Below are 21,014 nucleotides of genomic sequence, written 5' to 3' on the forward strand. Positions count from 1 at the left end.
AATGAAGATCCTGGTCGTTGACGACGAAACCGACATCCAGTCCCTGTTCGAACAGCGGTTTCGGCGAGAAATCCGGAACGGAGACTTCTCGTTCGCCTTTGCCCATTCCGGTGAATCGGCGCTGACTTATCTGACCGAACACCCCTCGGAGGTCGTACTGATTCTCTCGGACATCAACATGCCGGGCATGAGCGGTCTGGAACTGCTCCGGGAAATCAGAACCACCCAGCCGGCTCCCCCGCCCAAGGTGATGATGATCACGGCCTACGGCGACAACGACAGTTACAACCAGGCGATGCAGTACGGTGCCAACGACTTTCTGACCAAACCGCTCGACTTTTCTCTATTGAAGGAAAAACTCAAGAACACGATATGAAGGCGAAAATTCTGGTCGTGGACGACGAAACCGATCTGGAATTACTGATCCGGCAGAAGTTTCGGCGGCAAATCCGCGAACAGCAGTATGAGTTCGTCTTTGCCTACAACGGCGTCGACGCGCTGGAAAAACTTCAGCAGAACCCGGATATCGATGTGGTCCTGAGCGATATCAATATGCCCGAGATGGACGGGCTGACGCTGCTCATCAAACTGGGCGAACTCAACCCGCTGACCAAGGCCGTGATCGTGTCGGCCTACGGCGACATGGACAACATCCGTACGGCCATGAACCGGGGCGCCTTCGATTTTATCTGCAAACCCGTCAATTTCGAGGACCTCGAAGTCACGATGCTGAAGACGCTCAAACACGTCGACCAGCTGCGCGAAACCCTGAAAGCCATCAAAGAGAACGACATCCTGCGGATGTATGTCGACGAGTCGGTTCTGAAATTTATGGACCGCCGGGAGTTCGAGTCGTCGCTGATGAGCAACGAGAACATCGAAGTCACCACGGTTTTTATCGACATCTGCGGCTTTACGGCCATCACCGAACGCGAAAATGCCGATACGGTCGTCAAGCTGATCAACAGCTATTTCGACATTATGGTGAAAGAAATCATCGCGCAGGGCGGTTACGTCGACAAGTTCATGGGCGATGCCGTCATGGCGGTCTTCCGGGGTGAATACCACCTCGACCGGGCCATCGAATCGGCCCTGGCCGTCCGCAACCACATCGAGGCCACCAAGAATGACCTTTCCGACGACCGCACCTACACCCCGCAGGTGGCCATCGGCATCAATACCGGCGAAGTCATCTCGGGGAACATCGGCTCGGCAACCCTTCGCCGGCTCGATTATACCGTCATCGGCGACGCCGTCAATACGGCCCAGCGGCTCCAGGCGGTCGCTCAGGCCGGCCAGATTCTCATCCCCGAATCGGCCTACCAGCTTGTGAAAGACTCCTTCCGCTGCGAGCCGCTCGGTGAGCTTCGGTTGAAAAACAAAGCCCAGCCCGTGGCGGTCTATCAGGTCATCGAATAGCTGAAACGGCCTCCGCGGGCCGTTTTTTCATCCTCTTCCTTCGGCAATTCACTCCCCCAATCGGACTTTTCACCCCCCTTATCCGACAAATCAGCTAAACATCGCTTGCTTACTAAACACCGTTCAGTACTTTTGTTTCGTCAGTCTTAACCAACTATGGGAATCACGGAACGAAAAGAGCGGGAGAAAGAGGAGATGCGGAAACTGATTCTGGGCGCGGCCCGGAAGCTGTTTCTGGAAAACGGTTTCGAGAAAGTCAGCATCCGGAACATCGCCGATGCCATCGAATACAGCCCGGCCACGATCTATCTCTATTACAAGGACAAGAACGACCTGCTGTATGCGCTGCACCAGGAAGCTTTCCATAAACTGACCGGGGAGTTCCAGAAGGTTTTCGTGCGGAACGATCCGTTCGAGCGGCTGACCGAGATGGGCCGGACCTACTTCCGGTTTGCCTTCGAGAACCCGGAGCTGTTCGACCTGATGTTCATCATGACGGCGCCGATGGATGCGCTCGAATGCCGTGACGACATCTGGAACGAAGGGCGGACGGCTTTCGGACTGCTGGTCCAGATCGTTCAGGAATGCATCGACAAGGGAATTTTTCAACATAAGGATGCCGAAGTGGCGTCGATGATGATCTGGAGCGCCGTACACGGCTATACCGCCCTGTTTCTTCGAAAGCGGCTGGATATGTTCGACGAAAACCGTCGGAAGGAGATTATGGAAGAAGCCTTCACCCTGTTTACGGAAACGATTCGGAGGGGTTTGTAAAAAAATTTATGAGTTTACTGAACACTGTTAATTAATTGAGACATGGTAAGCAACCTGAAAATCAAGTTCTGGCTGTACTGGCTGGCCCTCCATCTGGCCGCCCTTCCGCTGCTTGGTCTGGCCCAGCCGACGGAGCCCTCGTCCGCCATTCTGGATACGTATATCCGGGAAGGTCTGCAAAGCAATCTGGCGCTGAAACAGGAGTCTCTGGAAATCGGCCGCGTCACGGAATCGATCCACCAGGCAAAGGCGCTGTTCTATCCCCGCCTGACGTTCAACCCCACCTACTCGCTGGCCGCCGGGGGCCGTCGGCTCCAGTTTCCGGTGGGCGATCTGCTCAATCCGGTCTACGGCACCCTCAACCAGCTCACCGGCGCCGAACGCTTCCCGACCAACCTTCCGAACGTGAACGAACTGCTGGCACCCAATAACTTCCACGATACCAAAGTGAGCGTCCAGTACGCCGTTTTCAATACCGATATCCAATACAACTACCTTATTCAGAAAGATTTACTTTCGGCTCAGGAAGCCCGCAGGCGCGTGGTGGAAAACGAACTCCGTTACAACATCGCCACGGCCTATTACCAGTATCTCCAGACGCTCGATGCCGTCCGGATTTACGAAAACTCCCGCACGGTTCTGGCCGAACTGGCGAAGCTGAACGAAAAACTGGTCAGTAACCACGTCGCCACGAAAGACGTCGTAACCTCGGCCCGGTACGAAATCAGCAAGCTCGACCAGCAGCTGGCGGTGGCCGGCAAAAACCGCGAAACCGCCAGAGCCTACTTCAATTTCCTGCTCAACCGCGACCTGACGGCCGAGATCCTGGTGGACTCCGCGCTGACCCGACAGGTGCCGGCGGTGTCGGGCCTGCCCGAGTTGCAGGAAACCGCCCTGCAAAGCCGGCAGGAACTGAAGCAGCTCGGCGGATCGCTGCGGGCGGCCCAGAATGCCGTCAAACTGAACGAAGCCGGCATGAAAGTCCCGAACGTCTACATCGGCGGAAACACCGGTTTTCAGGGTTTCGGCTACACCTTCCGCAATCAGGCCTACGTGGTCGGGCAGGTGGCGCTGTCGTGGGACCTGTTCAAAGGCTACGAAAAACGCTCGAAGGTGCAGCAGGCCAAAATCCAGACCGAACTGATTCAGACCCGCCTGACCGAGGTTCAGAAGCAGATTCAGCTGCAGGTGCTTCAGGCCTACTATGATCTGGACGCGGCCCGCGAGAGCCTGACCGCCACCCGTTCCGGCCTCCAGAACGCCGAACAGACCTTCCGGCTCGTCGACAGCAAATACCGCAACGGGCAGGCGCTGCTGGTCGAATACCTCCGGTTTCAGAACGACCGTCTGACGGCCCAGGTCCAGCAGTCGCTGGCGCAGTTCGACGTGCTGGTCAAACGGGCCGCCCTCGACCGCGCCACCGCCCTTCAGTAATCATTCGCACTCTGATTTTTAACTCATAAACACCATGAAAGCGTTACAATACCTTGGGATTGCGCTGCTGGCCGGCGGCTTGTGGGCCTGCGGCACCAAAGCGGAGCAGCGCCCGGCTGAAAGCCGGACGGCGGCCGGGAGTCCGATCGAAGAGACGGCCGTTCCGGTCCGGCTGACCGCCGTGACCTCGGTCGTGCGGTCGGAACCGGTGATGGCGTCGGGCGTTCTTTCTTCATCCGAAGAAGCGAAGCTGTCGTTCAAGATCGGCGGCATTATCCAGAAGACTTACGTCGATGAGGGGCAATTTGTCCGGAAAGGGCAGTTGCTGGCGACGCTCGACCTGACCGAGATCAACGCCCAGGTGAGTCAGGCCCAGTTCGCCAGTGAGAAGGCCGAGCGGGATCTCAAACGGGTTAAAGCGCTCTATGCCGACACGGCGGCCACGCTGGAACAGCTTCAGAACGCCACCACCGGAAGCGACGTGGCCCGCCAGAACCTTACCATCACGCAGTTCAACCGGAACTACGCCCAGATTCGGGCCACGGTCGACGGAACGGTGACCCGGAAACTGATGAACGAAGGCGAACTGGCTTCATCCGGAACCCCGGTCTTTCTGGTTTCCTCGAACCGCCGGAACGACTGGGTCGTCCGGGTCGGGGTTTCCGACAAGGACTGGGCGCGGCTGAAACCGGGCGACCGTTCCGTCGTTCATCTCGACGCCTATCCCGACCGGACGTTTACGGGTACGGTCAGCCGGCTGGCCCAGGCCGCCGACCCGATGAACAAACTTTATGAGGTGGAGGTCCGGATCGATCCCGGCCCGGCCCGATTCGCTCCCGGCCTGTTTGCCAAAGTGACGCTTCAACCCACCCTGAGCCGCAGTTATGTGGTGGTTCCGATCGAGGCCATCGTGGAGGGCGACGGGAAGGAAGGCTTCGTCTTCACCCTGGCCGACGACCGCCGGCACGTCCGCAAACTGCCGATCCGCATCGGGTTCATCGACGGCGACAAAGTTCTGGTTACCAATGGGCTGAACGCCGACACGAAGGTCGTCACGGCCGGTTCCGCCTACCTCACCGAATCCGTTACCGTTCTGGTTTCCGACGAACCGATCCAAACCGACAAGCGATGAATCTCTCCGAATTTTCCGTCAAAAACTGGCAGTTTATGCTGGTGGTTTTCATCGCCGTGGTGGCGTTGGGCGTGAACTCGCTGCTGAACATGCCCCGCGGGGAAGACCCTGAATTTACGGCGCCCTCCTTTGCGGTGGTGATCGTTTACCCCGGCACGGACGCCCAGGATATGGAAGAACTGGTGGTGGACCCTGCCGAAGCTCGCTTCAACGGCCTGGACGGCATCAATCACGTCATTACGAGCATCGACGACGGCCTGGCCGTGCTGCGGGTCGAATACGATTACGAGTCGGACCCGGACGAAAAATACCAGGAGATGGTGCGGGAAGTGAATGCACTCCGGGCCGAACTGCCGCAGGACATCTTCAAGATCGACATCCTGAAGTTCTCCCCCACGGACGTCAACATCGTGCAGGTGGCCCTTCAGTCGGAGGTGGCTTCCGCCAGGGAGCTGGGCGGTTATGCCGACGCCCTGAAGGAAAAGCTGGAGAAGGTAAAGAGCCTGAAAAACGCCAGAGACTGGGGCTACCCGGCCAGCACCGTCCGGATTTCGCTGAACATCGAGAAAATGGGGCAGGAAGGCATCCCGGTGAACCGCGTCATCGGCGCCCTGCAGGCCGAAAACCTGAACATACCGGGCGGCAGCATCCAGGCCGGAACCCGGAAGTTCAACGTCAAAACCAGCGGGGATTACCAGTCGCTCGACGAAATCCGTAACACCGTCGTCGCCACCAACGGCCAGAAAATCATCTACCTGCGCGACATTGCGGACGTGGATTTCAATTATGAAGAAGAAACCCACATTATCCGGCTGAACGGCCACCGGTCCGTACTGGTGACGGCGGGCCAGAAAGAAGGTGAAAACATCGACAAGGTCGGCCAGCAGTTCAACCCGGTGATCGAGAGTTTTGCAAAAACCCTGCCTCCGCACATCAAACTGGTCAAGAGTTTCGACCAGGCCGCCAGCGTGAACAAGCGTCTGAGCCGGTTCGCCACGGACTTCGGCATCGCCATCCTGCTGGTGGCCCTGACGCTGCTGCCGCTGGGCATCCGGGCCGCCGTGGTGGTCATGATCTCCATACCGCTTTCGCTGGCCATCGGGCTGTCGCTGCTGAATATGTTCGGCTTCAGCATCAACCAGCTAAGCATCGTGGGTCTGATCGTCGCGCTCGGCATTCTGGTGGACGACTCCATCGTGGTGGTGGAAAACATCGAGCGGTATCTGCGCGAAGGTTTCTCCCGGCGCGAAGCCGCCATCCGGGCTACCAAACAGATCACGCTGGCCGTCATCGGCTGTACGATTACCCTTATTCTGGCGTTCATGCCGCTGATGTTCCTGCCCGAAGCCTCCGGCGATTTCATCCGCTCGCTGCCGGCCGCCGTCGTCACCACAGTGCTGGCCTCGCTGGTGGTTTCCCTCACCATTGTGCCTTTTCTGTCGAGCCGGATACTGAAAGAAGCCCACCACCCCGAGGGCAACCTGTTCCTTCGCGCGCTGAAGCGGTTGATCAGCGGTTCCTACAGCCGCCTGCTGCACTGGGCGCTGCGGCATCCGGGCCTGACGCTGGTAGTAGCCCTGGGGATCTTCGCCGGTTCGCTGGCCCTGGTGCCAAAAGTCGGTTTCGCCCTGTTCCCGGCTTCCGAAAAACCGCAGTTTCTGATCAACATCGAAACGCCGGAGGGCACCAGCCTTCAGGAAACCAACCGCGTGGCCCGCTACGTCGAAAGCCGGCTGGGCCGCGAGCCGGAGGTCATGTTCTTCACGGCCAACGTCGGAAAGGGGAATCCGCGGATTTACTACAACGTGATCCAGCGCAACGAAAGCACCAACTTCTCGCAGTTCTTCGTGCAGCTGCACGACATGCCGCCGGCGCAGAAAAGGGCCCTGATCGACCAGTTGCGGGACCAATTCAAATTTTATCCCAACGCCCGCATCGAGGTGAAGGACTTCGAGCAGGGGCCGGACCAGGAAGCGCCGGTGGCGATCCGGGTATTCGGCGAAAATCTCGATTCGTTGCGTACCGTAGCCGCCGACGTCGAGAAAGCCCTGAAGTCGACGCCGGGCCTGATTTACGTCAACAACCCGCTGGCCACCCGCAAAACCGACGTCCGGATCAAAATCAACAAGGAAAAAGCCGGCATGCTGGGCGTTTCGGTGGCCGACATCAACCGGACCATCCGGCTCGCCGTGGCCGGGCTGAACGTCGGAACGTTCAAAGACCAGGCCGGCGATGATTTCACCATCAACATAACGATGCCGAAGGGTAAAGTAGCCGACCAGAGCGTACTGAACAACCTGTATGTCAACACCATGACGGGCGGCTCGATTCCGTTGCGCCAGATTGCCGACCTTCAGTTCGAAACCTCGGCCAACCAGATCCGGCACTACGACAAGGACCGCTACGTCACCGTCACCGGTTTTGTGCGGAGCGGTTATCTGGTCGATAACGTCTACGGCGAAGTGCTGAAAAAACTCGACGCCATGAAGCTGCCGGAAGGATTCAGCTACAAGGCGGCCGGCGAGCTGGAAAGCCGGGAGAAATCGTTCGGGGGGCTGGGCACCATTATCCTGATCACCGTCTTCGGTTTCCTGGCCGTGCTGGTCCTTGAATTCGGGACGTTCAAGAGCTCGCTCATCGTGCTCTCGGTGATTCCGCTCGGCATCATCGGGGCCATTGCCGCGCTGCTGCTGTCGGGCAACCCCTTCTCGTTCGTAGCCGTGATCGGGCTGATCGCCCTGATCGGGATCGAGGTGAAGAACTCCATTCTGCTGGTGGACTTCACCAACCAGTTGCGGGAGGAGGGAATGCCGCTGCTGGAAGCCATCGAGCAGGCCGGTGAAATCCGCTTCGTTCCCATCGTGCTGACGTCCCTGACGGCGATCGGGGGGTTGATTCCGCTGGCGATTGAAGGAAACCCGCTCTACTCGCCCCTGGCCCTGGTGCTGATCGGCGGGCTGATCAGTTCGACGCTGCTTTCCCGGATCGTGACGCCGGTGCTGTACAAGCTGCTGCCGCCCCGTGTGGAAAAGAAGGAAAAAACGATGGAAACGGAACCGGCTCTGGCTTAAATCGAACCGGTAGATTTCCCACCGTTTTAGTAAAAAAGGATGCCGGTACCGGCATCCTTTTTTGTGCTGTTCAGCAACTTAATAAGTGATATTAAACAACCAGTGAAACGAAAGTAAACCCGGCGTACGGAAAAATAATCAGACGGCAATCAAAAATAGGAAAATATTTTTGCAATAATTCTTGTAAAATTCCTTTGCATTTTAAACCTTTGTTTTATCGATTTGCCTGAGCGCACTTGTAGCAAAAAATAAAGACTATCACCAGACGGCAATAGCCTTTACGACACTTGTAGCTATAACTTTAAGATACTGGATTATACCACGGCAAAAGCTGAAAGGTGGTATAAGCAAGCGCAACAAATATAATACCGTTGCCTAAAAAAATAGTTGCCAAATAGCACTTTATATACTTCAATTTGGCACTTTTTTAATACTTGGCAGTCAATGGGCAGGCAACTTCATCCGCTGGCCGCGGAGCCTGCTCAGCGTAAACCGGGAAAGGCCCAGATAAGAAGCGATGTACTTGATCGGCACCCGGGTACTGATGGTCGGATACAGCTGACAAAAACGCAGGTAGCGTTCTTCCGCCGAAAGCATCCGCAGCGACCGCAGCCTTTCTTCCTGAACGACAAGGTATTTCTCCACCACTTTCCGTCCGATGAAGTTCACACTCGGATGCGTCCGGTAAAGCCGCTGTAAATCATCGTAGGCAATAAAAAGCAGGGTCGAATCTTCCAGTAACTCAATGTTTTCGTTGGAAGGCCGCTGGGTGATGAAACTGTAGGGCGAGTAGGCGAAATCACCGTCGGTAACAATCCAGGCGGTTGCTTCGCGGTGCTGAATGTAATAATAACTCCGGGCTAAACCTTTGGCCAGGTAGTACAGTTTATCGGATATGTCCCCGACGGATAAGAGCTGCGTTCCCTTTTGGGCTTTCTGGATTACCAGATACGGTTTGATGAGTTCCATCGTGGCCTCATCGATGGGGCAGATCTCAAGAAGTGAGTTGAAAAACTGAGAGTAGAGCTGATCTTTCATGGGTAGGCGGGTTATAATTTATCCTTCAGTTTCCCAATAGACGCAGGATTTAAAATAAGTCACATCAAGGCGAAAAAAATTTATCTGAATACGTGTTAATGTCTAAATTGTACCCTTACAAAGACACATTATTTTGTTTTCGGTTACAAAGAAACCAGACAAGGACCGGCGTTTTTCTGCTCTATTAAAATTTCTTTTTTATGCTGTTCATGCTGAATAAACTGTTCATTCCTGCCTTGCTGCTTTCGGTTTTATCCGCCCCCTTCTCCGGCCCCGGCCGGCCTTATAAAGCCCGCTTTATCGTTGAGATTCAAAACATACGGCACCAGAGCGGGCAGATTCGGATCGGCGTGTATAAACCTTGTAAAAACTTCCCGCTGGAATGCCGGCCCTTCGCGACCCAAACCATAGCCGGAAGAGGGCAGAGCATCCGTGTGCCGTTCGAATTCGAACCCGGCAGCTACGCCGTGGCCGTCTTTCACGACGTGAACGACAACGGAAAGATGGACAAGAAACTATTCGGCATACCGAAAGAGCCGTACGGCTTCAGCAATAACTTCCGGCCGGTTCTGTCGGGTCCGTCGTTCGAAGATTGCCAGGTAAAACTTGGCGACGAGGGGACCACCGTCTCCATCAGGCTGCTCTGACGGCAGGGCGGAGAGCGGAATTGCCGCGATTCTACGAAAAGTAACAAACCTTCCTTCCGGAAGCCTACTTCGGAGAAGTAACGCCTTCCTTTCATTCTGTTTCTCGCTGAATTACTGGCTTCCATAGTTTAGAAACCGAATTTATTTGTAACTTTGCCCGGCAAATAACATATCCTGTTTATTTGCCATGAGCTTAGACTCCTCCAAGTTTCTCTACGAGGCCCTCACTTACGACGACGTTCTGCTTCTGCCCTCCTACTCGGAGGTTCTCCCGCGCGATACCCGGACCAAGACCCAGCTTACCCGCAATATCCGGCTGAACATTCCGCTGATTTCTGCGGCCATGGACACCGTCACGGAGTATGAACTCGCCATCGCCATGGCGCAGGAAGGAGGCATCGGGATCATCCACAAGAACATGAGCATCGAAGCTCAGGCGGAGCAGGTTCGGAAAGTAAAGCGCTCGGAAAGCGGCATGATCATCGACCCGATCACGCTCAGCGAAGGCGCCACACTGGCCGACGCCCATCAGATCATGCGGGAATTTAAAATCGGCGGCATTCCGGTCGTCGACGCCGGCAACAAACTGATCGGGATTCTGACCAACCGCGACCTCCGCTTCCAGACTGAACTCGCGAAGCCCGTCACGGCCATCATGACCCGCGAGAACCTCATTACCGCCAGGGAAGGCATTACGCTCGAAGAAGCCGAGAGCATCCTCCAGCAATATAAAATCGAAAAACTGCCGATCGTGGACGGCGAAAACCGCCTGGTCGGGCTGATTACCTATAAGGACATTCTCAAGAAGAAAAGCCACCCCAACGCCTGCAAGGACGATCTGGGCCGGCTCCGGGTCGGGGCGGCCGTCGGCGTCACGCCCGACCTGATCCGCCGGATCGAGGCCCTGGTCAAGGCCGGTGTCGACGTCATCAGCGTCGATACGGCCCACGGTCACTCCAGAGGAGTCATCGATGCCGTCCGGGACATCAAGGAGCGTTTTCCGAAGCTGGACGTCATCGCCGGCAACGTGGCGACCGGCGAAGGGGCCAAAGCCTTGGCCGACGCGGGAGCCGACGCGGTCAAGGTCGGCGTCGGACCGGGCAGTATCTGTACGACCCGGATCATTGCCGGAATCGGAATGCCGCAGCTGACGGCCGTCTATGAATCCGCCAAAGCCCTGAAAGGCACCGGCGTTCCGGTAATTGCCGACGGAGGAATCCGCTTCTCCGGCGACATTACCAAAGCCATTGCGGGCGGGGCCTATACGGTCATGATCGGGTCGCTGCTGGCCGGAACGGAAGAAGCCCCGGGCGAAGTTGTGCTCTATGAAGGCCGCCGGTTCAAAACCTACCGCGGGATGGGTTCGGTCGAGGCCATGGAAGAAGGCTCCCGGGACCGGTATTTCCAGGATGCGGAAGACGACATCAAAAAGCTGGTGCCGGAGGGTATCGTCGGCCGGGTACCGTTCAAAGGCCGGGTATCGGAGATCATTTATCAGCTCGTCGGCGGTCTGAAAGCCGGCATGGGTTACTGCGGAGCCAAAGACATCGAAGCGCTGCAGGAGGCCCGGTTCGTGAAGATCACGTCGGCCGGTGTCCGGGAAAGCCACCCGCACGACATCCAGATTCAGAAGGAAGCACCCAACTATTCGGCAAGGTAAGGAATCGAGCTAAAGGGGTTAGGAGTTTAAGGGTTGAGGGGTTAGGGAGTTGAGCCCGACCCCTTACCCCCCTACCCCTCAACCCTTAAACTCCTTAACCCCTTTCCTTCCTCCCCAGACCTCTTTTTACTGAAAGATTACGCTGCCATTTTTCAGGGTAGACAATAAAACGCTATTTTGGCCGTTATGAGAAGACAAACGCAGACGATCTACGAGGTAACCGTGCAATATATCGGTTCCCTCACTGCGCTCCGCCAACGGGAACCGTTTACGGTTTTCTTCTCCAATCTTACCAAAGCCGTCGAAACCATCATCAGCCACCTGGCGCTGAACGGCTGGCCTGTAAAAATCAACTATACCGCCGTTTATCGCAGCCTGAAACAACGGGGCAGCTACCAGTGCGATTTCGACGTGGCCGGTGCCAAGGTCTTCCGTATCCGGATTACACCCCGGCTCCTCAACCCGGTCCTGACCACGATGGGAATCGACGAGAAACCCGTCGAACCGACCCGAAAAAAGTAGGCCTTACACCTCAATCCGCGGCAGCGACCAGCCATAACGAATCGAGAGCAGCCGGATGGCCGTAATGATGCCGACCGAAAGAATCAGGTTCAGGGCGGGGTCCATGCCGATCTGCCGGCCGAAGACGTAGAAAACGGCGCCGGCGAGGCAGGCCGTCGCGTAGATTTCCTTGCTGAAGATGATGGGAAGGTCGTTCACCAGCGTATCGCGCAGCACCCCACCGAAGATGGCCGAGATCATGCCGAGCAGGACGGCCGCCCAGGCGTTGACGCCGAACGCAATGGCTTTCTGTGCGCCCAGGATCGTGAATAAACCGACGCCCAGCGTATCGAAAAACAGAAGCGGCCTCCGCAGGGTGTTCATCCAGAGTTTTCGGAGAAGGATAGCCAGCGCCACTCCGAGCAGGATCACGATGATGTAGCTGGAATCCCGAATCCAGACGAGCGGATGGGCGCCGATGGCGATGTCCCGCATGGTTCCCCCGCCGATGGCCGTCAGGAAACCGACGAAGAACATGCCGAAGAGGTCGTGATAAATCTTTTTGTTCAGGGCCGACAGGGCACCTGAAATGGCAAAAACGCCGGTTCCGACAAGGTCCAGTATGTACAGGAAGGTCATTGCAAAAGCCCGGTGCGGGCTATATTTTGTATCAGTGGGGTAGTTTATTTTTAAGCCGGCCGTAGGTCCAGGTTCCTCCGACGGCACTCAGAAGGGTCACCGAAACGGCCGTATAACCGGCTCCGATCTGGCCGAACAGCGGCCCCGGACAGGCCCCCGTGATGGCCCAGCCGATGCCGAACAGCAGGCCGCCGATGACCAGTCCCTTGTGGAAACGCTTCTTCTGAATCTGAACCGGCTCTCCCTGAAGCGTTCTGACGCCGAAGCGCCGGATCAGCTGTACACTAACCAGCCCGACCAGGACCGCCGAGCCGATCACTCCGTACATATGGAAGGAGTCCAGCCGGAACATCTCCTGAATCCGGAACCAGGACAGAATTTCCGCCTTGACGAACACAATCCCGAAGCAGATGCCGACGAGGCCGTATTTCCAGTTGGAGAACGTACTCTCCTGACGGGAAGTCAGATTCTGGAGATCCGCCGATTCGATCGTTTGTTTAGGTGCAACCGGTATCATTTTCGTGAGTCAGGGATTGATTAGTCTACCCATTTCAGCAACAGGGGCAGCCCAAGGTGAGTCATCAGAAAACCGCCCGCCATGAAACAGACCGTCGCCACGAGCGAAGGCCATTGCAGTGTAGCCAGGCCCATGATGGAATGCCCGGAGGTACAACCCTCGGCATACCGGGTTCCAAAGCCGATCAGAAAACCGCCAAACACAAAAAACACCAGCCCCCTGACACTCAGCAGACTCTCCCAGGAAAAGAGGTCGGACGGCATCAGACCACTGGTAAAATCATGAATCCCGAGCGCCCGCAGGGCTTCGACAGTAGCAGCGCTGATGGCTATCGGCTCCGGGTTTTTCAGGACGGTATTGCCGATCCAGCCGCCCACCAGAATGCCGCCTACAAACCAGAGATTCCAGATTTCTTTTTTCCAGTCATACCGGAAGAAATCGATGTCGGCGGGAAAACAGGCTGCACAGATATGCCGCAGCGAAGAGGAAATACCAAACGATTTATTCCCGATCAGAAGTAGAACCGGGACGGTCAGCCCAAGAAGGGGCCCGGCCACATACCAGGGCCAGGGGGCCTGCCATAGTTCTGTCATACGCCGAAATAAATTATTGTTTTTCGATGGAAGGCGTCCCGGAAACCACGCTGACCTGCCCGGTTTTTTTAATGGCCTCGATGCCGCCTTCCACATTGATCACCTGATCGAAACCGCGAGCCTTCAGGATCGAAGCCGCCACCATGGAGCGATAGCCGCCCGCGCAGTGGATATACGCCGGTCTGTTGCGGTCGATGCGGGCCATGTGGTCGTTGAGGGTTGCCAGGGGGATATTCTCGGCACCTTCGACGTGTCCGGCGGCAAATTCGTCGGGCCGGCGTACGTCCACCACCAGGGCTTCAGGATCGTCCCGGTGCTGCCCGGCAAAGGCCGCAGCCGATACCGACGGCACGGCGTCCGTTTCCCGGCCGGCTTTTTTCCAGCTTTCAAAACCGCCCGCCAGATAACCGATACACTGGTCGTAGCCGACCCGGGCCAGCCGCAGCACGGTTTCCTCCTCCCTGCCCAACGGCGTTACCAGCGCAATGGTCTGTTTCAGGTCCGGCACCAGTTCGCCCACCCAGGGGGCAAACTGGCCGTTCAGGCCGATATTGATGGAGTTGGGAACGAACCCGGCGGCAAATTCTCCGGCATCCCGCACGTCCAGCACCAGCGCCCCGGTCTCGTTGACGGCGGCTTCAAACGCATCCGGCGACAGGGCATGGGTTCCGCGTTCCATGACGCGGTCGATGCTCTCGTAGCCTTCGCGGTTGAGCCGGGCGTTCTCGGCAAAATAACCGGGGGCTTTGGTCAGACCGTCGAGTACGGCCCCGATGAATTCTTCTCTGGTCTGATCCCGCAGCGCATAATTGAACCGTTTCTGATTCCCGAGGGTGTCGGTCGTTTCTTTGCTCATGTTCTTGCCGCAGGCCGAGCCGGCGCCGTGGGCCGGATACACGATCAGGTCGTCTTCCAGGGGAATGATCTTCGTACGAAGGCTGTCGTAGAGCATTCCGGCGAGGTCGTGCTCGGTCAGGTCGCCCTTGATGGCCAGATCGGGCCGGCCCACATCTCCAATAAACAGGGTGTCGCCGGTAAAGATCGCGCGGTTTTTGCCTTGTTCGTCGATCAGCAGATAGGTGGTCGATTCGGGCGTATGACCGGGCGTGTGCAGCGCTTTGATCCGAATGTTGCCCAGGGCAAACTCTTCACCGTCCCGGGCGTGCCAGGCCTCGAAACCGGTCCGGGCGTTGGGTCCGTAAACGATGGTCGCCCCCGTTTTTTTAGCCAGGTCCAAGTGGCCCGAGACGAAGTCGGCATGGAAGTGCGTCTCGAACACGTATTTGATGCGGGCGCCGGCCTGCTCCGCTTTTCGCAGGTAGGGGGTAGTTTCCCGCAGCGGATCGATGACGGCGGCTTCGCCTTCACTTTCGATGTAATAGGCGCCCTGAGCCAGACACCCGGTATAGAGTTGCTCGATGATCATACCGACGAGTTTATTAATTACTACTTTTTGCTATTGAGTTACAACATGGATCGGCTCGTTAAAATTTCCTGCACGATTATATAGCCGGCCACGACCAGCACGAACCAGCCGAAGCCCCGCTTGAGCGGCATGGGGGCCACGAACTGCGCCAGGTAGATGCCGATGAGGATTCCGCCGGTGGAAAAGAGGGTGAATTCGAGCAGAAACCGCCAGTTCAGGTCGTTTCGGTGCAGATCACCCAGAAAACCCACGAAGGAATTGACGGCGATGATCAGCATGGAGGTCGCCACGGCCCGGTGCATGGGCAGTTTGGCCAGCAACACCAGCATCGGCACGATCAGGAACCCTCCTCCGGCACCGCTGGTCCCCGTCAGCAGCCCAACGGCCAGCCCGTCCAGCGCCAGCAGACCGTAGCGGGGCGGCTCGGCCGGAGCCGATTTATCGGCTTTCGGTTCCGAACTCCGGATCATGCCCCGCGCAGCAAACAGCATCACAAAGGCAAAGAAATAAAGAATGGCGTCCTGTTTCGCTAATACGAAGCCGTCCAGTTCAAGGAGCGGATCGGGAATGGCCGGCACCAGAAACCACCGGGCTATAAATACCGATACGAAGGAAGGAACGGCAAAAGTCGCCGTCGACCGGAAGTCGACTTCCCTGCGCAGGATATGACTCACCGAACCCACCAGGGAAGTGGTTCCGACCACGAAGAGGGAATAGGTCGTCGCCATAACGGGTTCGATGCGAAACAGATACACGAAGATCGGCACCGTCAGGATCGACCCGCCCCCGCCCGCCAGCCCGATCACCAGACCCGCCACGATGGCCGCTCCGTATCCGGTAAGTTCCTGAAGTTGCATGCCCCAAAATGGAAAATCTTTCGCAAATCAGATACCCAAACCAAAAAAAGCTCCTGAACCGGTCTGGTTCAGGAGCTTTCGGAGATCCATTCAGGAAATTTTGTTATTTCAGCTTGCTGTGGTAGCGGCCGTAAACGAAATAGATCACCAGACCGATGACCATCCAGATGATCAGCCGGGTCCAGTTTTCCCAACCCAGGCTCAGAATCATCGACAGACAAACCAGGGCCCCGATAGGGCAGACAATCAGGTAAATGGGCGTTTTGAACGGCCGGGGCAGTTGCGGATCGGTTTTTCGCAGAATCATGATCCCGATGCAAACCAGTACGAAGGCAAACAGGGTTCCGATGCTGGTCATATCGCCCACGACGCTATCCGGAATGAAGGCAGCGAACAGCGAAACAAACACAAAAAACACCCATTGCGACCGGTAGGGCGTCTTATAGGTCGGGTGCAGTTTTGAGAAAATTTTCGGCACAAGACCATCCTTGCTCATCGTGTAAAATACGCGGGTCTGGCCCAGCAGCATCACCAGAATGACGGAGGAAAAACCGGCCAGGATGGCCACTGTCACCAACGAAGCCAGCCATTCAAAACCGGGCATGTAGGTATTGATGGCATAGACCACCGAGGCTTCTCCGCCGTGACCCATGAATTCTTTGTAAGGCGCGAGTCCGGTCAGCACGTGGGAAAACAGAATGTATAAACCGGTACAGACGGCGAGCGATACCAGAATCCCGATGGGCATGTCTTTTTGCGGATTTTTGGCTTCCTGCGCGGCTGTCGATACGGCATCAAAACCGATGAAGGCAAAGAACACGATTCCGGCTCCCCGCAGAACGCCCAGCCAGCCGTGGTTGAGCGGATCGGCATAATCGTGAACCTGACCGGTGCTGAGCCGGGCCGTTCCGGCATCGGCCGGAATCAGGTAGGGTACGTGGTTGGCCGGGTTAATGTATTTCCAGGCGCAGCCGATGATCAGCAGCACGATGCTGACTTTCACAATCACGATAAAGTTGTTGAAAGCCGCCGACTCCTGCGTACCCCGGATCAGCAGTAAACTCAACATCAGCAGGATAAAAACGGCGGGCAGGTTGATCAGTCCCCGCACGCCTTCCTCGCCGGCGTACATGCCCAACCCGTCACTGATCTGGAACGGCGAGTGACACCATCGGTAGGGTATGTGAAAATGGAAAAAGTCGTACAGGAGCGCATTCAGATACTGCGACCAGCCAATCGATACCGTAGCGGCCCCCAGGGCGTATTCCAGCACCAGATCCCAGCCGATAATCCAGGCGATAAACTCGCCCATGGTGGTGTAACTGTAGGTATAAGCACTCCCGGCAATCGGGATCATCGACGCAAACTCAGCATAGCACAAACCCGCCAGCGCACAGGCAAACGCTGCAATGGCAAACGAAATCGTAACGCCCGGCCCGGCATGTCCACCGGCTGCGGCCGCCGTCCGGACGAACAAACCCGCCCCAATAATGGCGCCGATTCCCAATGCCACGAGATTCGTGGCATTCAGAGTCCGTTTTAACGTAACCCCTTCCTGACCCATCGGATCGGCCTCCGTTTCGGCCATGAGTTTGGAAATCGATTTCTTCGCCCAGAGTGAACTTTGTGTTTGTGTCGATGATTTGGTAGACTCCATAGAGGCCCGAATAAAATTTTACGAAATAAATGTTTTGCAAAATAACGCTTTTGTCGCCTTAATCTATAAAAGGGAAACCAAAATAAAAAGGGATAAAGACCATGCGTCTTTATCCCTTTGGATGATGGAGCGTCAGGCTTTCGCGCGGACGTTCGGTTTGCCCGGTTTACCGGTCGGCGCCACTTCGGGCGTGGCCGGCGTTTCGGCAAGCTGATCCCGGCTCAGGGAGTCGACCACAATCGGCGTCGCCACGAAGAGCGAGGAATACGTACCGACGATGACCCCGATCAGCATCGCGAACGAGAAGCCCCGGATCGTTTCACCCCCGAATATGAACAGAACGATCAGCACGAGCAGGGTCGAAAGACCCGTGACGGCCGTCCGGCTCAGCGTGCTGTTCAGCGCGTTGTTGATAATGGTCGGAATGCTTTCCTTCCGGCCCCGGTTTTCGCCCAGGTACTCCCGGACGCGGTCGAAGACGACGACAGTGTCGTTCATCGAGTAACCCATGATGGTGAGCAGCGCACCGACAAAGGCCTGGTCGATGTCGAGCGAGAACGGCAGGAAGCCGTTGCCGATCGAGAAGATGGCCAGAATCACCAGGACGTCGTGGAAAAGTGCCACCACGGCCCCGTACCCGAAGGCCAGTCTCTTGAACCGGATCAGAATATAGCCGAACACCACCGCCACGGCGAGCAGAATCGACCACATGGCCGAGAAAATCAGGTCGTTGGCAATCGTCGGCCCGACTTTCTGCGAGCTGACGATCCGGCCCGGGTTCCCCTGAATTTTGGAGATACCGGAAATCACCTTGGCCTCGGCCTGCTTGTCGGCATCCGGCGAGGTGACGTCGGCCAGGTAGCTGGTCGTGACGCGAACCTGCTCACTGCCGCCGTAGGTTTTCACTTCCGGTGCCCCTCCCAGTTCTCTCGTCAGGGTTTCGCGAACGTCGTCCGTGCTGATGTTCTTCTCGAAGCGAACCACATACGAACGGCCGCCCTTGAAGTCGACGCCCAGGCCGAAACCTTTGAAGATGATCGAAACGATACCGGCGCCGATGATGATCGAGGAGATCGTATAATACAGCTTGCGACGGGAAACAAAGTCAAAGGCCGAATCCTTGAAGAGGTTCTTCGACCAGCTGGTGCCGAACGCCAGCGTGTTGCCGTTTTTCACATACCGCTCCAGGATGATCCGGGTAATGAAGATGGCGGCAAACAATGACGTCAGGATACCGATCACGAGCGTCGTGGCGAAGCCGAGAATCAGACCGGTTCCGAAGATGAACAGGATGACCCCGGTCAGCAGCGTCGTGACGTTGGAGTCGATGATGGACGAATAGGCATTGCTGAAACCGTCGGAAATGGCCTGTTTAAACGGCTTTCCTAAGGCCAGTTCCTCCTTGATCCGTTCGAAGATCAGCACGTTCGCATCGACGGCCATACCGATCGTCAGAACGATACCGGCGATCCCCGGCATGGTCAGCACCGCGCCCAGCGAGGCCATGATGCCCAGCAGGAAGAACAGGTTGACAAACAGAGCCAGGTCGGCGATCAGACCGGCACGGCCGTAATACAGCACCACGAACACCAGAACGATCACCAGACCGACAACCGACGAAATCACCCCGGCCGAAGCGGCTTCCGAACCCAGCGTGGCCCCGACGACGGCTTCCTCGACGATGTTGGTCGGCGCCGGCAGCTTACCGGCTTTCAGCACGTTCGACATGTCCTTGGTCTCTTCGACGGTGAAGTTCCCCATGATGCTGGAACTTCCGTTCGGAATTTCGTTCTGGACGGTCGGGGCGGTGTACACGAGGTTATCGAGAATGATCGCCACCGGGCGGTTGATGTTGGCCGCCGTCAGCGCGCGCCACTTGCGGGCTCCTTCGGCATTCATACGCATCGTCACCTCCGGACGGCCGCGCTCGTCATAGTCGTTCGTGGCATCGACGATCACGTCGCCTTCCAGCGGAGCCGCCCCACCCGGTTTCCGGATGAAATACAGCGGCAGAATTTCCTTGTTGTCGTTGGTCGTTATCGTTTTGCGATCCCAGAGCAGGGCGGCATCGGCCGGGAACAGAGCCCTCACTTCCTGGCGCTCCAGAATATCGTTGGCGCGGGCGGTATCTTTCAGATAAACCCCCAGTTGATTCTGTGAAATGGGCACGAACAGGCTCGTCAGAGCGGCATTCTGGGCGGCCGTGGCCGAGGTATCCTTTTTGGCGGTATCGCCCTTTGCGGTCTGGTTCTTCTGCGCCAGCTGAGCGGCCAGCGAGTTGTCTTTCCCCGTGGTGTCGGTCGAAGCGCCGGCGGTAGTTCCGGCGGCTTTCTGGGCAGCGGCTTTGCGCTCGGCTTCCATCTGAACGAGATAAGCCCCCAGTTGATCGAGGGCCGGAGCCACGTCGTTCAGCGTATAAACTTCCGCAAATTCGAGTTTGGCGGCACCCGACAGCAGGCGACGAACCCGCTCCGGATTGTCGACGCCCGGCAGCTCGATCAGGATGCGGCCCGTACCCGGCAGCCGCTGGATGTTCGGGTTGGCTACCCCAAACTTATCGACGCGGGCCTGAATGATCTGGAACGCCCGGCTGATGGAACCGTCCACCTCGTCGTTGATCAGCTTCCGAACTTCGGCATCCGACGACTGGAAGTTGATCTTGCCCCGGTTGGCGCTGTTGGCGAAGATGGTCGCCAGCTTGGTGTTCGGAGCCAGGTCCTTGTAGGCGTCGATGAAGCTATCGACGAATTTGGAGTTACCGGCTTTCTGCGCATCGACGGCCTTCTTCAGCGCCTGCTCGAACTTGGGATCGCGCGTGCCGCCGGCCAGCCCCCGAAGGATTTCGGCCGGAGACACTTCCAGTACGACGTGCATACCGCCCTGAAGGTCAAGGCCCAGGCCCAGCTCACGCTCGGTAACTTCCTGGAGCGTGTTGCCGAGATACACCGGCTCTTTCCAGAGCGAGTCGACATACCGCTGTTTTTTGGAGAAATCTACCTTGCCTTCGGCATTGGTAGCGTATACCTCCGCATCTTTCTTGATGCTGTTCGATACGAAGGTGAACGACAGATAGTAAATGCTCAACAGTGCAATTACCCCCGTCAGAATGAGTATTCCAACCCGGTTCTGCATTTTGGAATGGTATATGAAATAAGTGGAAAGAAAAATAGGGAAATGGTGGCCTTACATACAGCCTCGTCAGGGTGCATTCGTGGCAATATGATGCCCGAAAATGTGCCTGAAATACGAAAAGTAGAAGTAGGGAATCTCGAAGTGACCCGCGAGGACAGGCTCCCCGGTCATGAAGAACGTGACCGGCGGAGGCAGCAGATACACCGCCTGCTGAAACCCGAACGTGACCGCCGGCGTTACCACCGCTTCGAACGAAGCCGCCTGAACAACTGCCTCGGTCCCGTTGTTTGCTTTCTTGCCGGGTTGGTGGCCGGCATCGACCGTCCGGGCAGCTGCCGGTGAAGCCGCCGTCCACGACGATCCGCCCACCGCAACCAACAGCAGAACCGCTGTCAGAAACAGGCTCAGAAAACGGGCTATGTGGCTGGGTCGGTGCCTCATGAAATTGTGAAAAGGATTACAAATTTCGTGATAGTTTCACAAGAATGCAAGCATGAATTTTCGAGGCATTTTAGAA

At 56.9% G+C, this 21,014-nt stretch carries 18 protein-coding genes; 9 read left to right on the forward strand and 9 right to left on the reverse strand.

The features are described from left to right. The first annotated feature begins 1 nt into the window (after window position 1). From DX909_RS17590 to DX909_RS17615, 6 genes are all read left to right on the forward strand, one after another. Window positions 2-376, forward strand: coding sequence for a response regulator (locus tag DX909_RS17590; protein WP_128546517.1), 375 nt, complete (start codon window positions 2-4; stop codon window positions 374-376). After that, window positions 373-1,419: an adenylate/guanylate cyclase domain-containing protein gene (locus DX909_RS17595; protein WP_128546518.1), complete on the forward strand. Its 1,047-nt coding sequence runs from the start codon at window positions 373-375 to the stop codon at window positions 1,417-1,419. The genes DX909_RS17590 and DX909_RS17595 overlap by 4 nt, the downstream gene beginning before the upstream one ends. 156 nt (window positions 1,420-1,575) lie before the next feature. After that, the gene (locus DX909_RS17600) at window positions 1,576-2,193 is read left to right on the forward strand and encodes a TetR/AcrR family transcriptional regulator (protein WP_128546519.1); all 618 of its coding nucleotides are present in this window, start codon (window positions 1,576-1,578) and stop codon (window positions 2,191-2,193) included. Between the two features lie 42 nt (window positions 2,194-2,235). Beyond that, a complete protein-coding gene (locus DX909_RS17605) occupies window positions 2,236-3,627 on the forward strand; it encodes a TolC family protein (RefSeq protein ID WP_128546520.1) in 1,392 nt (463 codons plus the stop codon). A 34-nt stretch (window positions 3,628-3,661) separates the two neighbouring features. Next, a complete protein-coding gene (locus tag DX909_RS17610; RefSeq protein ID WP_128546521.1) occupies window positions 3,662-4,759 on the forward strand; it encodes an efflux RND transporter periplasmic adaptor subunit in 1,098 nt (365 codons plus the stop codon). Continuing rightward, window positions 4,756-7,830, forward strand: coding sequence for an efflux RND transporter permease subunit (locus tag DX909_RS17615; RefSeq protein ID WP_128546522.1), 3,075 nt, complete (start codon window positions 4,756-4,758; stop codon window positions 7,828-7,830). Before DX909_RS17610 ends, DX909_RS17615 begins: the two co-directional genes overlap by 4 nt. Window positions 7,831-8,271: 441 nt before the next feature. Here DX909_RS17615 and DX909_RS17620 read toward each other — a convergent pair whose 3' ends face one another. Next, the gene (locus tag DX909_RS17620; protein WP_128546523.1) at window positions 8,272-8,868 is read right to left on the reverse strand and encodes a Crp/Fnr family transcriptional regulator; all 597 of its coding nucleotides are present in this window, start codon (window positions 8,866-8,868) and stop codon (window positions 8,272-8,274) included. A 200-nt stretch (window positions 8,869-9,068) separates the two neighbouring features. Here DX909_RS17620 and DX909_RS17625 point away from each other — a divergent pair, with 200 nt between their 5' ends. The 3 genes from DX909_RS17625 to DX909_RS17635 all read left to right on the forward strand — a co-directional run bounded on the left by DX909_RS17625 (window position 9,069) and on the right by DX909_RS17635 (window position 11,697). Continuing rightward, the gene (locus DX909_RS17625; RefSeq protein ID WP_128546524.1) at window positions 9,069-9,515 is read left to right on the forward strand and encodes a DUF2141 domain-containing protein; all 447 of its coding nucleotides are present in this window, start codon (window positions 9,069-9,071) and stop codon (window positions 9,513-9,515) included. A gap of 187 nt (window positions 9,516-9,702) precedes the next feature. Further along, the gene (gene guaB, locus DX909_RS17630; RefSeq protein ID WP_128546525.1) at window positions 9,703-11,175 is read left to right on the forward strand and encodes an IMP dehydrogenase; all 1,473 of its coding nucleotides are present in this window, start codon (window positions 9,703-9,705) and stop codon (window positions 11,173-11,175) included. Between the two features lie 186 nt (window positions 11,176-11,361). Continuing rightward, window positions 11,362-11,697, forward strand: coding sequence for a hypothetical protein (locus tag DX909_RS17635; RefSeq protein ID WP_128546526.1), 336 nt, complete (start codon window positions 11,362-11,364; stop codon window positions 11,695-11,697). A 3-nt stretch (window positions 11,698-11,700) separates the two neighbouring features. Here DX909_RS17635 and DX909_RS17640 read toward each other — a convergent pair whose 3' ends face one another. The 8 genes from DX909_RS17640 to DX909_RS17675 form a co-directional block, all read right to left on the reverse strand. Next, complete coding sequence (locus DX909_RS17640) at window positions 11,701-12,315, reverse strand: trimeric intracellular cation channel family protein (RefSeq protein ID WP_128546527.1); 615 nt, start codon at window positions 12,313-12,315, stop codon at window positions 11,701-11,703. A gap of 31 nt (window positions 12,316-12,346) precedes the next feature. Continuing rightward, a complete protein-coding gene (locus DX909_RS17645) occupies window positions 12,347-12,832 on the reverse strand; it encodes a DUF6691 family protein (RefSeq protein ID WP_128546528.1) in 486 nt (161 codons plus the stop codon). A 20-nt stretch (window positions 12,833-12,852) separates the two neighbouring features. Continuing rightward, window positions 12,853-13,425 (reverse strand): YeeE/YedE family protein, encoded by a 573-nt coding sequence (locus tag DX909_RS17650; RefSeq protein ID WP_128546529.1) that lies wholly within the window; start codon window positions 13,423-13,425, stop codon window positions 12,853-12,855. A gap of 13 nt (window positions 13,426-13,438) precedes the next feature. Then, entirely contained in the window at window positions 13,439-14,851 is a 1,413-nt protein-coding gene (locus DX909_RS17655) for an MBL fold metallo-hydrolase (protein WP_128546530.1), read from the reverse strand. Window positions 14,852-14,889: 38 nt separating this feature from the next. Next, window positions 14,890-15,708: a sulfite exporter TauE/SafE family protein gene (locus DX909_RS17660; protein WP_128546531.1), complete on the reverse strand. Its 819-nt coding sequence runs from the start codon at window positions 15,706-15,708 to the stop codon at window positions 14,890-14,892. 103 nt (window positions 15,709-15,811) lie between these two features. Continuing rightward, window positions 15,812-17,296, reverse strand: a complete 1,485-nt coding sequence (locus DX909_RS17665) for an amino acid permease (protein WP_229311095.1) — start codon at window positions 17,294-17,296, stop codon at window positions 15,812-15,814. Window positions 17,297-17,497: 201 nt separating this feature from the next. Then, the gene (gene secDF, locus DX909_RS17670; RefSeq protein WP_128546533.1) at window positions 17,498-20,497 is read right to left on the reverse strand and encodes a protein translocase subunit SecDF; all 3,000 of its coding nucleotides are present in this window, start codon (window positions 20,495-20,497) and stop codon (window positions 17,498-17,500) included. A gap of 66 nt (window positions 20,498-20,563) precedes the next feature. Continuing rightward, complete coding sequence (locus tag DX909_RS17675; protein ID WP_128546534.1) at window positions 20,564-20,938, reverse strand: hypothetical protein; 375 nt, start codon at window positions 20,936-20,938, stop codon at window positions 20,564-20,566. Window positions 20,939-21,014: the final 76 nt, after the last annotated feature.

Source organism: Larkinella soli (assembly GCF_003703975.1).
Classification (GTDB): Bacteria; Bacteroidota; Bacteroidia; order Cytophagales; family Spirosomataceae; genus Larkinella; species Larkinella soli.

Excerpts from the sequence above, each read along its gene's own strand:
- DX909_RS17590 (WP_128546517.1), top strand. The coding sequence starts at position 2 with ATGAAGATCCTGGTCGTTGACGACGAAACCGACATCCAGTCCCTGTTC.
- DX909_RS17595 (WP_128546518.1), top strand. The coding sequence starts at position 373 with ATGAAGGCGAAAATTCTGGTCGTGGACGACGAAACCGATCTGGAATTA.
- DX909_RS17600 (WP_128546519.1), top strand. The coding sequence starts at position 1,576 with ATGGGAATCACGGAACGAAAAGAGCGGGAGAAAGAGGAGATGCGGAAA.
- DX909_RS17605 (WP_128546520.1), top strand. The coding sequence starts at position 2,236 with ATGGTAAGCAACCTGAAAATCAAGTTCTGGCTGTACTGGCTGGCCCTC.
- DX909_RS17610 (WP_128546521.1), top strand. The coding sequence starts at position 3,662 with ATGAAAGCGTTACAATACCTTGGGATTGCGCTGCTGGCCGGCGGCTTG.
- DX909_RS17615 (WP_128546522.1), top strand. The coding sequence starts at position 4,756 with ATGAATCTCTCCGAATTTTCCGTCAAAAACTGGCAGTTTATGCTGGTG.
- DX909_RS17620 (WP_128546523.1), bottom strand. The coding sequence starts at position 8,868 with ATGAAAGATCAGCTCTACTCTCAGTTTTTCAACTCACTTCTTGAGATC.
- DX909_RS17625 (WP_128546524.1), top strand. The coding sequence starts at position 9,069 with ATGCTGTTCATGCTGAATAAACTGTTCATTCCTGCCTTGCTGCTTTCG.
- guaB (WP_128546525.1), top strand. The coding sequence starts at position 9,703 with ATGAGCTTAGACTCCTCCAAGTTTCTCTACGAGGCCCTCACTTACGAC.
- DX909_RS17635 (WP_128546526.1), top strand. The coding sequence starts at position 11,362 with ATGAGAAGACAAACGCAGACGATCTACGAGGTAACCGTGCAATATATC.
- DX909_RS17640 (WP_128546527.1), bottom strand. The coding sequence starts at position 12,315 with ATGACCTTCCTGTACATACTGGACCTTGTCGGAACCGGCGTTTTTGCC.
- DX909_RS17645 (WP_128546528.1), bottom strand. The coding sequence starts at position 12,832 with ATGATACCGGTTGCACCTAAACAAACGATCGAATCGGCGGATCTCCAG.
- DX909_RS17650 (WP_128546529.1), bottom strand. The coding sequence starts at position 13,425 with ATGACAGAACTATGGCAGGCCCCCTGGCCCTGGTATGTGGCCGGGCCC.
- DX909_RS17655 (WP_128546530.1), bottom strand. The coding sequence starts at position 14,851 with ATGATCATCGAGCAACTCTATACCGGGTGTCTGGCTCAGGGCGCCTAT.
- DX909_RS17660 (WP_128546531.1), bottom strand. The coding sequence starts at position 15,708 with ATGCAACTTCAGGAACTTACCGGATACGGAGCGGCCATCGTGGCGGGT.
- DX909_RS17665 (WP_229311095.1), bottom strand. The coding sequence starts at position 17,296 with ATGGCCGAAACGGAGGCCGATCCGATGGGTCAGGAAGGGGTTACGTTA.
- secDF (WP_128546533.1), bottom strand. The coding sequence starts at position 20,497 with ATGCAGAACCGGGTTGGAATACTCATTCTGACGGGGGTAATTGCACTG.
- DX909_RS17675 (WP_128546534.1), bottom strand. The coding sequence starts at position 20,938 with ATGAGGCACCGACCCAGCCACATAGCCCGTTTTCTGAGCCTGTTTCTG.